Source organism: Streptomyces sp. NPDC058864, assembly GCF_042742985.1.
Classification (GTDB): Bacteria; Actinomycetota; Actinomycetes; order Streptomycetales; family Streptomycetaceae; genus Actinacidiphila.
In genome coordinates this window covers 1-11013 of sequence record NZ_JBHYMQ010000133.1, presented here as the reverse complement: position 1 = coordinate 11013, position 11013 = coordinate 1, and the positions used below count along the sequence as shown (strand labels likewise).

The 11013-nt window shown below is 72.9% G+C and carries 12 protein-coding genes; 3 read left to right on the top strand and 9 right to left on the bottom strand.

All coding sequences use genetic code 11. The annotated features are described in order from the left end of the window. Positions 1-4 precede the first annotated feature (4 nt). Positions 5-130 carry an ATP-dependent DNA ligase gene (locus tag ACFW3D_RS41550; RefSeq protein WP_500513636.1) on the top strand — a complete coding sequence of 42 codons (126 nt, stop codon included), beginning with the start codon at positions 5-7 and terminating at the stop codon, positions 128-130. A gap of 79 nt (positions 131-209) precedes the next feature. On the opposite strand, the gene ACFW3D_RS41545 is transcribed toward ACFW3D_RS41550, so the two are convergent. Both ACFW3D_RS41545 and ACFW3D_RS41540 read right to left on the bottom strand, forming a co-directional pair. Continuing rightward, positions 210-1661 carry an aldehyde dehydrogenase gene (locus tag ACFW3D_RS41545; RefSeq protein WP_500513635.1) on the bottom strand — a complete coding sequence of 484 codons (1452 nt, stop codon included), beginning with the start codon at positions 1659-1661 and terminating at the stop codon, positions 210-212. 61 nt (positions 1662-1722) lie between these two features. Then, complete coding sequence (locus tag ACFW3D_RS41540; protein WP_500513634.1) at positions 1723-2574, bottom strand: oxidoreductase; 852 nt, start codon at positions 2572-2574, stop codon at positions 1723-1725. A gap of 174 nt (positions 2575-2748) precedes the next feature. On the opposite strand from ACFW3D_RS41540, the gene ACFW3D_RS41535 reads away from it, so the two are divergent. Continuing rightward, a complete protein-coding gene (locus ACFW3D_RS41535) occupies positions 2749-3294 on the top strand; it encodes a TetR/AcrR family transcriptional regulator (RefSeq protein ID WP_500513632.1) in 546 nt (181 codons plus the stop codon). A 21-nt stretch (positions 3295-3315) separates the two neighbouring features. On the opposite strand, the gene ACFW3D_RS41530 is transcribed toward ACFW3D_RS41535, so the two are convergent. From ACFW3D_RS41530 to ACFW3D_RS41510, 5 genes are all read right to left on the bottom strand, one after another. After that, positions 3316-6213, bottom strand: a complete 2898-nt coding sequence (locus ACFW3D_RS41530) for a SpoIIE family protein phosphatase (protein ID WP_500513631.1) — start codon at positions 6211-6213, stop codon at positions 3316-3318. A gap of 32 nt (positions 6214-6245) precedes the next feature. Next, on the bottom strand, positions 6246-6539 hold the full coding sequence (locus ACFW3D_RS41525) for a hypothetical protein (RefSeq protein ID WP_500513630.1): 294 nt from the start codon (positions 6537-6539) through the stop codon (positions 6246-6248). A gap of 184 nt (positions 6540-6723) precedes the next feature. After that, positions 6724-7377 carry an FMN-dependent NADH-azoreductase gene (locus tag ACFW3D_RS41520; RefSeq protein WP_500513628.1) on the bottom strand — a complete coding sequence of 218 codons (654 nt, stop codon included), beginning with the start codon at positions 7375-7377 and terminating at the stop codon, positions 6724-6726. Between the two features lie 541 nt (positions 7378-7918). Continuing rightward, a complete protein-coding gene (locus ACFW3D_RS41515; RefSeq protein WP_500513627.1) occupies positions 7919-8137 on the bottom strand; it encodes a hypothetical protein in 219 nt (72 codons plus the stop codon). Positions 8138-8304: 167 nt separating this feature from the next. Beyond that, a complete protein-coding gene (locus ACFW3D_RS41510) occupies positions 8305-8664 on the bottom strand; it encodes a hypothetical protein (RefSeq protein WP_500513626.1) in 360 nt (119 codons plus the stop codon). 475 nt (positions 8665-9139) lie between these two features. Here ACFW3D_RS41510 and ACFW3D_RS41505 point away from each other — a divergent pair, with 475 nt between their 5' ends. Continuing rightward, positions 9140-9619 carry a MarR family winged helix-turn-helix transcriptional regulator gene (locus tag ACFW3D_RS41505; RefSeq protein WP_500513625.1) on the top strand — a complete coding sequence of 160 codons (480 nt, stop codon included), beginning with the start codon at positions 9140-9142 and terminating at the stop codon, positions 9617-9619. A 114-nt stretch (positions 9620-9733) separates the two neighbouring features. Here ACFW3D_RS41505 and ACFW3D_RS41500 read toward each other — a convergent pair whose 3' ends face one another. Both ACFW3D_RS41500 and ACFW3D_RS41495 read right to left on the bottom strand, forming a co-directional pair. Further along, positions 9734-10060, bottom strand: a complete 327-nt coding sequence (locus tag ACFW3D_RS41500) for a hypothetical protein (RefSeq protein ID WP_500513624.1) — start codon at positions 10058-10060, stop codon at positions 9734-9736. Between the two features lie 175 nt (positions 10061-10235). Then, complete coding sequence (locus tag ACFW3D_RS41495; protein ID WP_500513623.1) at positions 10236-10874, bottom strand: DUF1345 domain-containing protein; 639 nt, start codon at positions 10872-10874, stop codon at positions 10236-10238. Between the last annotated feature and the right edge of the window lie 139 nt (positions 10875-11013).

The following is an 11013-nucleotide window of genomic DNA, read 5'->3' as shown; positions in this document are numbered from 1 at the left end:
GGCGTTGCACTACATCCGGCAGGAGGGGTACGACGGGGTGGTGGCGAAGCGGTTGACCAGTACGTATCTGCCCGGTCGCCGCAGCCGTGACTGGACCAAGGTCAAGAACCTCCACGCCGACGGCTCCTGATGGCCCGTGTGCCGCCGCGGCCGGGTGACCGCCGGGCCGGGGGCGCGCGACGCACCTCCCGGACCCGGCCCGGCCGCGGTCACCGCCTGCGGGTGATGGTCTTGTGCTCGACGTAGCCGGTCAGGCCGACCGAACCGTACTCGCGGCCGATGCCGCTCGCCTTGTAGCCGCCGAACGGGCCGTCGAAGCTCATCGGGGAGCCGTTCACGGTGACCGTCCCGGTGCGCAGCCGGCGGGCGACCGCGAGCGCGCGCTCGGGGTCCGCGCTCCAGACGCCTCCCGACAGGCCGTAGTCGGAGTCGTTGGCGATCCGCACCGCGTCGTCCTCGTCGTCGTAGGCGATCACGACCAGCACCGGGCCGAAGATCTCCTCCTGGGCGATGCGCATGCCGTTGTCGACGTCCGCGAACACGGTGGGGGTGACGTAGTTGCCCTTCTCCAGCCCGGCCGGTACCCGGGGGCCGCCGGTGACCAGGCGGGCGCCCTCCTCGATGCCGAGCTCGATGTAGTCGATGACGCGCTGCTGCTGGTCGCGGCGGATCATGGGGCCGATGAAGGTGTCCGGCTCGGAGGGGTCGCCGACCTTCAGGGACTCCACCATCTCCTTGAGGGCCGAGACGACCTCCTCGTAGCGGCCGCGCGGCGCCAGGATCCGGGTCTGCAGGATGCAGGCCTCGCCGTTGTTCGCCAGGGAGCCGAAGCGCAGCCCCTGCATCACGGCGGGGAGGTCGGCGTCCTCCAGGACGACGGCCGCGGACTTGCCGCCCAGTTCCAGGCTGACCCGCTTGAGCTGTTCGCCGGCGATCGAGGCGATGCGCCGGCCGGCGCGGGTCGAACCCGTGAAGGCGATCTTGTCGACGTCCGGGTGCGAGACGAGGTGCTCGCTGGTCTCCCGGTCCGCGGGCAGCACGCTGAGCACGCCCTCGGGGAGTCCCGCCTCGTGGAAGAGGTCCGCCAGCCGCATCATGCTCAGCGAGTTCTCCGGGGAGACCTTCAGCACCACGGTGTTGCCCGCCAGCAGGGCCGGGGTCAGCTTCGCCGTGGCCGCCGAGAAGGGCGAGTTCCAGGGGATGACCGCGGCGACCACGCCGATGGGCTCGCGCCTGACGACGGTGTCGAAGTCCAGCGAGGGGTCGGAGGGCGCGAGGACCTCCTCCCAGCCGAGTTCCCCGGCGGCCTTGAGGTAGGCCTCGACCTGACGGGTCAGGAACGGCTGCCCGGCCCTGGTGAACCAGCCCGCGGAACCGTTCTCCGCGGATATCGTCGCAGCGATCTCGTCGGCCCGTGCCTCGCGCAGCGCGTTGACCCGGCGGATCACCTCCTGCCGCTCCTTGGGGTCGGTGCGCGGCCACGCCCCGTTGTCGAAGGCCTCGCGCGCCGCGGCCACGGCCGCGTCCACGTCCGCGTCGGCCGCCTGGGCCACCCGGCCGAGGACGGACTGGTCGTGGGGGGAGCGGATGTCGAGGAGGAGGTCCGGGTCACTGGGGGCCACCCAGGAGCCGCCGATGTAGAGCCTGTCACGAATGATCATTTGTCATGTCCTCCGGTAGTGGGGAAAGGGTGTCGGGAAGTGCAAGGGCCGGGCCGCGCTGTCACGCGGAAGGGGAGGCGGCCGGGTGGTCCGTGGAGCGGCTGACGTGCGCCCAGGTCCTGGCCTCCGCGAGCCGCGCCTCCTCCGCGTCCAGCGCGATCTCCAGGGCGTCGCTGCCGAGCAGCAGGCGGCGCGGGGGTTCCTCGGCGCCGACGACACCGACGATCGCCCGGGCCATGCGGGCCGGGTCACCCGGCTCGTGGCCGCTGTAGGCCGTGAACCGCTCCTGCCACCGCCCGACGGTCTCCTGGTAGTCGGCACCGATCGGGCCCGAGGTCAGCGCGGCGCCGGCGGCCCAGCCGGTGCGGATGCCGCCCGGCTCGACGATGGTCACCTTGATGCCGAGCGGAGCCACCTCGTTCGCCAGGACCTCGGAGAAGCCCGCCACCGCGAACTTGGCGGTCTGGTAGGCGCTGAGCCCGGGCGTGCCGCCGACGCGGCCGCCGATGGACGAGATCTGCACGAAGTGCCCCGAACGCCGGCCGCGCAGGACGGGCAGCGCCGCTCGCGTCACGTTGACGACCCCGAAGAGGTTCGCCTCGACCTGAGCCCGGAACTCGTCCTCCGGGAAGTCCTCCACCGTGCCGTTGGTGGCGTAGCCCGCGTTGTTGACCACGACGTCGAGGCCGCCGAAGTGCTCGACGACCGCCGCGACCACCTGCCGGGCCTGCGCGGGCGAGGTGACGTCCAGCGCGATGCTCCGCAACCGCCCGGGGTACTCCTCCGCCAGGTCCGCGAGTGCTTCCGGCCTGCGCGAGGTCACCGCGACCCGGTCGCCCGCCTCCAGCGCCGCGACCGCGAGGGCCCTGCCGAGTCCCTGCGAACCACCGGTGATCAGCCACGTACGTGTCATGGAACGTTCCTCCTGTCCTGTGACGAGCGCTCCCGGACCGACGGCCGGAACCGAGGCAACTGTGGAAGCTCGTCGGCTAACTGCAACACCAATGTAGCACTACTGATTCCTGTTGCAGCGGCAGTGAGGGTGATGTACGTCTAATTGCGACTCGCTGCTAGCATGAGCGCCATCATGAGAGCCGATGCCGCACGTAACCTCGCCGTCGTCCTGCGCACCGGGGCCCGGCTGCTCGCCGAGGACCCGGGCACTTCCATGTCGGCCATCGCCAGTGCGGCGGGGGTGGACCGGACGACCGTCCACCGCCGCTTCGCCACACGCGAAGCCCTGCTCAGCGCCGTCTTCCACGCGAAGCTCGACTCCGCCGAGCGCGTCCTCGACGAGGCGCGGCTGACCGAGGCGCCCGTGCCCGTCGCCCTGCACCGCTACGTGGAGGGGATCGTCCCCGTCAGCCGCGAGTGGCCGCTCGACACGCGCCGCATGATGCGGCAGGACCCCGACGCGGACCGCCGGCGCGCGGAACAGAGCGCGCGACTGGACGCCTTCCTGCGGCGCGCCGTGGAGGAGGGGCACCTGCGCCCCGATGCCGCCCCGGAGTGGGCGCGGGCGGTCCTCGACCAGCTGGTGGACACCGTCTCCCACCGCTTTGCCGACGTGGAGCCCCCGAAGGCGGCCGATCTCGTGGTGGACGCCTTCCTCAACGGTTTCGGCCGGTCCTGACCCCCTGAGGGGCGGGGAGGCTCACTGCAGCGGCGGCACGGCGTCGAAGTCGAACGGCTCCGCTGACGGCACGCCGGCACCGGGGTCGGCGTCGGGCAGTTGCTGCGCCGTCCAGATGCACTTGCCGTTCGGGGTGTAGCGGGTGCCCCAGCGCTGGGACAGGGAGGCGACGAGCTGCAGGCCGCGGCCGCCCTCGTCGGTCTCGGACGCGTGGCGGATGCGGGGCATCGTCAGGCTGTCGTCGGAGACCTCGCAGACCAGGTCGATGTCCCGCAGCAGCCGGAGCGTCATCGGGCCCTTGCCGTGGCGTACGACGTTCCCGACCAGCTCGCTGGCGAGCAGCTCCGTCGTCGGCGTCAGCTCCTCCAGTCCCCAGGCGGCCAGCTGCTCCCGTACGTGCCGGCGGGCCATCCCCGCCGCCCGCGGGTCCTCGGGGAGCGGCCAGCAGGCCATCCGGTCGGGAGCGACCGCGTGGACGCGGGCGACGAGCAGCGCTATGTCGTCGCTGGTGGTCCGCCCGACGGGCAGCAGGCCCGAGATGACGGTGTCGCAGAGCGCACCCAGGTCGGTGCCGTCCGCGTGGGCCAGCAGCCGCGCCAGGTCGCCCAGCCCTTCGTCGATCTCCCGCTCGGAGGACTCGACCAGCCCGTCGGTGAACAGCACGAGCAGGCTCTCCGCGGGGACCTGCAGTTCGACGCTCTCGAACGGCTGCTCCGCCGCTCCCAGGGGCGGGTTCGGCGCCGCTTTCGGGAAGCGCACGGTCCCGTCGGGATGGACGACCGCGGGCGGGGGGTGCCCGGCACGGGTGACCGAACAGGTGCCGGTGGTCGAGTCGTAGAGGACGTACAGGCAGGTGGCGTAGGAGTCCGCGCCGAGTCCGCCGACGATGTCGTTGAGGTGTCCCATGATTTCGTCGGGAGGCAGTTCGAGGCCGGCCAGCGTGTGGACCGCCGTGCGCAGGCGTCCCATGGTCACCGCCTCGGACAGGCCGTGGCCCATCACGTCGCCGATGACGAACGCGACCCGGCCTGCGGACAGCGGGATCACGTCGTACCAGTCGCCCCCGACGTCCGCGCCCTGCTCGGTCGGCAGGTAGCGGGCGGCGAGGGTGCACGACGGCAGCCCGGGCAGTTCCTGGGGGAGCAGTGCGCTCTGCAGCTCCCGGGAGCGGGTGTGCTCCGCGTCGTACAGCCGCGCCCGTTCCAGCGCATGCGCGACCAGGGCGCTGATCGCGCTGAGCAGGGTGCGTTCCTCGTCCGTCAGGTGCCGCGGCCGGTCGAAGGCGACCACGCAGACGCCGAAGGTGAGCCCGGAGGCGCTCAGCGGCAGGAAGGCCCACGAGCCCTTCCCGGTCAGGTGCGGGCGGTCCGCCATCGCCGGGTAGCGCGCCGCGTACTCCTCCGCGGAGGAGACGAACACCGGGCCGCTGGTCGAGATGGCGTCCCACACCGGGTCGCTGGCGCCCCGGGGGCGGCCCTGGAGGTTGTCGAGGAAGGACTGCGGGTAGCCGACGGACCCCACGTTGTAGGCCCTGCCGTCCTCGAGCGCCTGCACCAGCAGCCCGGTGGCGCCGAACGGCGGCAGCACCCGCTGGGCGACGGCGTCCACCACGTCGCGCGAGGTCGTCGCCTTGGCGAGGGCCGCGGTCAGTTCGGCGATCCGGGCGGCGCGTTCGCCGGCCGCGCGCTCGGCGGCGGTACGCTCGGCCTCGTGCCTGCGGCGCTCGGTGACGTCCGTGAAGTAGAGCGTCACCCCGTCGGGCAGCGGGACCAGCCGGACCTGGTAGCAGGAGCCCGTGTCCGGCATCCGTACGTCGAAGCTCGTGGGCGCCGACTTGGCCGCGGCCTCCCGGCAGCGGGACTCCAGCCCGGGGACCTGCCGGAGCGACGGCAGCGTCCAGAGCACCCGGCCGAACAATTCCTCCTCGGAGGAGCCGAGCACGTCCTCGGCCTCCAGGTTGACGAAGGTGATGCGCCAGTCCTCGTCCGCGGAGAGGAAGCCGTCGCTCATGTACCGCAGGGCCCGGCTGAGCGCGTCGCGCGCGGACCGCGACTCGTTGCTCTCCCAGGCCGTGCCGATCATCCGGTACGGCTCGCCCCTGTCGTCCAGGACGACCTTGGCGCGGGTCTCGGTCCACCCGTAGCTGCCGTCGGGCCGGCGCACCCGGTACTCGGCCTCGAACACCCCGCGGTCCCGGATCGCCTTCTCGGCGGCGGCGAGCGTCCACCGCAGGTCGTCGGGGTGGACGACCTTCATCCAGCTCTCGACCCGGGGCACGAAGTCGGCGGGGTCGGTGCCGTAGACGGCCATGGCGGCGTCGTCCCAGGCAAGTTCGCCGGTGCGGATGTTCCAGTCCCACGTGCCGACCTCGACGGCCTTCAGGGCCTGCCGCAGCCGGCTGCCGCTGGGTTCCTCGTGCGTGGGACGGGTCGGGGGCGGGGCCTGGTCCACCCGTTCCTGGGCCCAGGCGGTCACCGCCTCCAGGAACCGCCACTGCTCCTCGGTGGGCTCCCCGGCCGGGCCGGTCACGACGGTCAGCGACCCCACCGAGCTCACGCCGTCCGACAGCGCCACGGACGCCAGCCCCGTGCCGGGCCACCCCTTCCCCACCCCGGGCCGGACGGCGCCGGCCGATCCGTCGGCGGCCCACACACGGCCGCGCCGGCGCACCGCACGGGCGGGGACGGCCGGGCTCTCCTGGTCGATGATCTCCCAGGGGCGTACCGACCCCGACGACAGCCCGACCGTGGAGACCAGGCGCAGTGCGGACATCGGCCCGCACAGGTGGACCGTGCCGCCCAGCCCGTCCAGCTCGGCGACCGCGTGCTGCAGCGCGAGCCGGAGCACTTCGCCCTCGGCGATGCCCTTCTCCACGGCGGCGAGCAGCGCCAATCGGTCGTTCACCATGTAAATGTACATTTCTGGAGGAAAGCTGGCAGGTGAGGCGGGCCTTACCCGGTACCCCTGTTCCGCCCGGGCTCCGGGGCGTCGCCGGACTCCGGGCCGTGGCCGGGTTGCTCCGGGACGTGCAGGAGGAAGAGGGCGTTCAGCACGTCGTCCGACATGCCGGCCAGGACGGCCTCCGGTGTGGTGGCCATCGCGTGCGCCAGGTCGTCCACCAGGTGTGCCAGACCGTCGATGCCGGACTCCCGCGCGTCGGGGGCGGAGGCGGGGGAGGGGGCTGGATCGGGGGTGGGGGCGGGAGCGGGGCCGGCGGTGCGATGGGTGGTCGTCTGGTTGCTCATGTGCGTCTTCCGAACGGGCGGGGGCCGCCGCGGCGGGAGGCCGTGCGCGGTGTGCTGGACACGGCCAAGGCTGCGTCAACGTGGCCGCTCCGGCCACGGAACGTTGTTCCTATGCCTCCCGGTACCAGGACGGCCGGGAGGCGGGCCGTGTCCTGCCCGGCGCGGGGCAGGACACGGCAGCTCGTCAGGCGGCCCTGAGGCGCTGCGCGACCTCCTTGCCCTTGGTGGCCGCGTCCTCCAGCGCCCGGGCCCAGGAGGCCTCGGCCAGCGGGACGAGCTCGGCCATGGCCGGGTTCGACGCCGCCGCGGTCAGTTCGGGGACGATGAAGTCCAGGTCCAGGCCCATGTACTCGCCGAGGATGGCCCGCAGGTAGTTCTGGACGTACTCGGAGGACTCCCGCGGGGTCCCCGGGGCGTAGGAGCCGCCGCGGCTGGCGATGACGGTGACCGGCACGCCCTTCACGCTGGAGGTGTCGCCGGTCGTGCGGCCGACCATCAGCACGTGGTCGATCCAGCTCTTGAGGGTCGAGGGGATCGTGAAGTTGTACATCGGGGCGCCGAGGAGCACGGCGTCGGCCTGCTCCAGTTCCTCGACCAGGGTCAGCCGGCTCGCGAAGGCCGCCTCCTGCCGGGGGGTGCGGGACGGGGCGTCGACGAAGGCCGCGGAGAAGCCGTGCACGTCCAGGTGGGGGAGCGGGTCCGCGGCGAGGTCGCGGTGGACCACGGTGCCGTCCGGGTGCTGTTCCTGCCATGCGTCACGGAAGGTCAGCGCGACGGTGCGGGAGCGGGAGTCGGAGCCCAAGTGGAGGGAGGAGTCGAGGTGCAGCAGGGTAGCCATGTGAAGTTCCAGTCGCGTCAGGCGTGTTCGTGTCCCCGTGGGGCGGCTCCCCGGCGTCACTGAGCCGGGGAGCCCGGTGGCCCGCGTCGCCGGGGGGTGCGAGCTGCGGGTCCCACGGCTCCACCGTGGAGCACCCGGGTACGGCGGGCCAAAGAGGGGATTAGCCGCTAACTTTTGGAAAGTCGGTGGGTGTGCGGAAGGTAACTCCGCTGCCTGAGCGCGGAGTTGACGCATGACTGGGGTGCCTCGCCTTCGCCGTCATCGGGGTGTCGCGATGTGCGGCGAGGCGGGTCGGCAGCGCCCGGGGGGTGCGGGAGAAACGCGGAAAGCCTCCCTGTCCGGAAGGGCCGGGACGGGGAGGCGGGGCTGTTCCTGCGCGGAGGGGTGCCGGGCGGGCGCGGTCTACGCGGGAGACGCCCCCGACTCGTCGCAGGGGCGCCGGAGTTCGTCGTCGCGTCGGGGTGTGGACCCCGGTGCGGGCGCGGGCGCGGGCCACTGGTGTGCCGGGGCCGCGGCCGTCCGGTGAGGCGACGGCGGTGCTTCAGTCGCGGGCGGCCGCGGTGCCGGGGCCGGGGGCGTCGAGCGGGCGGCGGTGCGCGCCGATGCCCGGGGCGCCGATGGAGGCGCGGCGTTCACTGGCGGGCCGGCCGCGGTGCCGTCCGGTGCCGGAGGCGGTGGTCGGGGTCTGCAGGCGTCGCACCGCCGTGAAGGCGTTGTTGAGCAGGCCGCCGGTCTTCGCCGCGGGGATGGTCTTGGGCATGGTGTTCTCCGGGTCTTTCGGAAGCGGGCGGGGGCCGGCCGGTGCCGGGCCGAGCGAGGACGGGCGGCTCGGCAACGGTGCGGCTCCCCGCCTGGCGGCCGGGACGTCGTCCGGTCGCCGGGGTGTTCGTGGTCCGTCCGGCGCGGTGCGCCGGGTCCGGTCGCGCCTCAGCGGACGGGTCCGTGGCCGTAGGACAGCCAGACGGTCACCCAGTGGCCGTGGCTCCAGCGGGCCAGGCGGTGGCCGTCGAAGCGGTAGAGCTTGCCGTCGTACCCGTGCCAGTACTGCACGGCGTGGTGGCCGTAGTCGTAGTGGTGACGGGTGATCTCGTCGTTCCAGCGCCGGTCGTTGTATCCGGCGCGGTCGTCGGACCTGTCCCAGGCCGTGCTGCTGACGGTCGCGATCTGCCGGTCGTGGCCGGTGGGCCGGGGAGCGGCGGAGGCGGAACCGGTGGCTCCGAGCAGGGCGGTGCCGGCGAGCGCCACCGAGGCGGTGGAGGTTGCGATGATGCGCGTCCACTTGTTCATGACTGGTCTCTCCTTGGTGTGCCCCGGTGTGCGGGGCGTCGGACGACGGTCCGGCCGGTGGGCCGGTCCCCGTCGTGCGGGGGCGATTCCGCGGGGCCGCCGGGGCGGGGCTCCTGGTTCGCAGGCGCTGGGTCCGTGGGGCCGGCGTCGCTGTGAATCGCTGATGGATGGAACCTAACAGATGGTTGATGGCGGTCAATCGTTTGTGGGGTGTGACCATCGCCTCGCGCAAGGAATCCGGAGAAGTGGAATAACCCGGGCGCAAACACCTGCCGGGTGTCGGCGGAGCCGGCCGGCCGCGGGCCGGCTGCCGCGGGTCGGGTGCTCGCCCATGTGCCGGTCGGCCGTGGCGGCGTCCTGCGTCGCGCGCCGCGCGCCCCCGCGCCTGCGGCGTGCGTCCCACGGTTCCCGTAATCGTTGAATCTCATGGATTAACCGCGAATCACGATCGTTGGCACCGCGCTATCATGGACGCATGGCAGTGAACGAGATCGCGGTTGAGGGTGCTGCCGGCGGCGACCCGCTGGAGCAGCTCGGTTTTCTGCTGGCCCGGCACGGCGCCGTTGCCAACAGTCGTGTCCAGCGCGCCCTCGGCTCCTGCGGCCTGGCGCCGCGGGCGGGAGCCACGCTGATGCTGCTCGGCGGGTGCGGCTCCATGGGGCAGCAGGGTCTTGTCGCGGCGCTCGAGGTGGATCCGAGCATCATGGTCGCGATCCTCAACGACCTCGAGTCCGCGCAGCTCGTCGAGCGCCGTCGGGACCCGTCCGACCGGCGCCGGCACATCGTCGCCATCACGGACCGGGGGCGCGGCGTCCTGGCCGAGGCCCGGGCCGCGGTGGACGAGGTCGAGCGGGGGCTCTTCGGCGACCTGTCCCCGGAGGAGATCGTGGCGCTCCGCGGACTCCTGGCCCGGGTGCGCACCTCGCCGGGCGACGAGGTCTGCTCCGAGGGGTGACCCCCGGGAGGCCCCGTCCGGCGGCCGAACGCGTGGCGGAACGGGCACAGCACCCCCGGGTTGTCCGGAGGTGCTGGAGGTTCGATGCGGTTCGGCGCCGACGTCGTCGGAGGCTCAGTCCAGGATCACGCCGTTGTTGATGGTGCCGTTGTTGACGTTGGTGGAGTTGTTGTTGCCGACGACGATGATGATGCCGCCGTTGCCATTGCCGTTCGGGCGGTTGCCGCCGTGGTTCCAGCCGCCGTTCCCCCATCCCCTGTCCCCGTGTCCCCAGCCGCCGCCGTGACCGCCGCCCCGGCCGGACGTCTTCGCGACGGCCGCGTGCGCCTCGGACGGTGTGGTGGCGGCGAACGCGGTGCCGGGGAGCAGTGCCCCTCCGGCGGCCAGGGTGGTCGCGGCGGTGAGGGTGACGAGGCGCTTGGTGCGTCGGTTGCTGGCCATGGTCGTTGTCCTTCGGGAGCGATGGTGGAGGGGTTCCGGTGGTGTCCGGTGGGCCGCCCCTGGGGGGTGTGGCCCGATGTCTCCAGTAAGCCGGGCGCGACGCCCGGCGTCATGTCGCTGCAATTCGGGACTTGACAGGGATTTTGGGCTCGGGGTAAAAGCGCGCGACCCCAGGTCAGCCGGTGACCATCCCGGCGACCAGGTTGATGGTGGTGGCCAGGATGCTGGTGCCGAAGACGTAGGACAGCAGGGAGTGCCGCAGCACCGTCGCACGGATCGCCGGGCTGGAGACGTCCGTGTCGGAGACCTGGTACGTCATGCCCAGGTTGTAGCTGAAGTAGAGGAAGTCCCGGTACGTCGGAGGGTGCGGGGAGTTGAAGTCGATCCCGCCCGCCGCGGCCGCGTAGTACAGGTACCCGTAGCGTGCGGCGTACATCAGGTGGAGCGCCGCCCAGGCCATGAACACCCCGCCCAGCGCGGTCGCCGCAGCGGTGTGGCCGCGGTCGGAGCCGCCGCGCAGGAGCAGGACGACGATGGCGAGCAGCCCGCACAGGGCCGCGCCGACCACCACGAGTTCCTCGACGACCGGCCGGAAGTCCTCCCGCCGGGCGTTGCGGTGGGTGGCGGCCGAGTCCATCGGCCACAGCACGAGCCAGCCCGTCACGACGAAGACCGTCTCCGTGGCGGCGATCCCGGCGAGGACCCCCAGCGACCCGTCCGTCAGGACGCCGCCGACGATCGCGCCGGCGGCCGCTCCGACGACGACCGCGCCTGCCAGCCGGGGGACCGCGGAGAGCGGCGAACTGGGACTCATGCCGCATCACGCTACAACCCGGTGTCCACGGCCCGCGGGAGCCGCACGCGGGATCGTCCGGACGGCCCGGTACCCGGCGGTGCCCCCCCCGGGACCCGGCCCTCCCTGACCCGGAGCCCCGCCACCGCCCAAAAGGCCG

Bases quoted from the DNA above. Each gene is read 5' to 3' on its own strand.
- ACFW3D_RS41505 (WP_500513625.1), top strand. From the start codon at position 9,140: ATGGCAGTGAACGAGATCGCGGTTGAGGGTGCTGCCGGCGGCGACCCG.
- ACFW3D_RS41510 (WP_500513626.1), bottom strand. From the start codon at position 8,664: ATGAACAAGTGGACGCGCATCATCGCAACCTCCACCGCCTCGGTGGCG.
- ACFW3D_RS41540 (WP_500513634.1), bottom strand. From the start codon at position 2,574: ATGACACGTACGTGGCTGATCACCGGTGGTTCGCAGGGACTCGGCAGG.
- ACFW3D_RS41525 (WP_500513630.1), bottom strand. From the start codon at position 6,539: ATGAGCAACCAGACGACCACCCATCGCACCGCCGGCCCCGCTCCCGCC.
- ACFW3D_RS41535 (WP_500513632.1), top strand. From the start codon at position 2,749: ATGAGAGCCGATGCCGCACGTAACCTCGCCGTCGTCCTGCGCACCGGG.
- ACFW3D_RS41500 (WP_500513624.1), bottom strand. From the start codon at position 10,060: ATGGCCAGCAACCGACGCACCAAGCGCCTCGTCACCCTCACCGCCGCG.
- ACFW3D_RS41530 (WP_500513631.1), bottom strand. From the start codon at position 6,213: ATGTACATTTACATGGTGAACGACCGATTGGCGCTGCTCGCCGCCGTG.
- ACFW3D_RS41520 (WP_500513628.1), bottom strand. From the start codon at position 7,377: ATGGCTACCCTGCTGCACCTCGACTCCTCCCTCCACTTGGGCTCCGAC.
- ACFW3D_RS41515 (WP_500513627.1), bottom strand. From the start codon at position 8,137: ATGCCCAAGACCATCCCCGCGGCGAAGACCGGCGGCCTGCTCAACAAC.
- ACFW3D_RS41495 (WP_500513623.1), bottom strand. From the start codon at position 10,874: ATGAGTCCCAGTTCGCCGCTCTCCGCGGTCCCCCGGCTGGCAGGCGCG.
- ACFW3D_RS41545 (WP_500513635.1), bottom strand. From the start codon at position 1,661: ATGATCATTCGTGACAGGCTCTACATCGGCGGCTCCTGGGTGGCCCCC.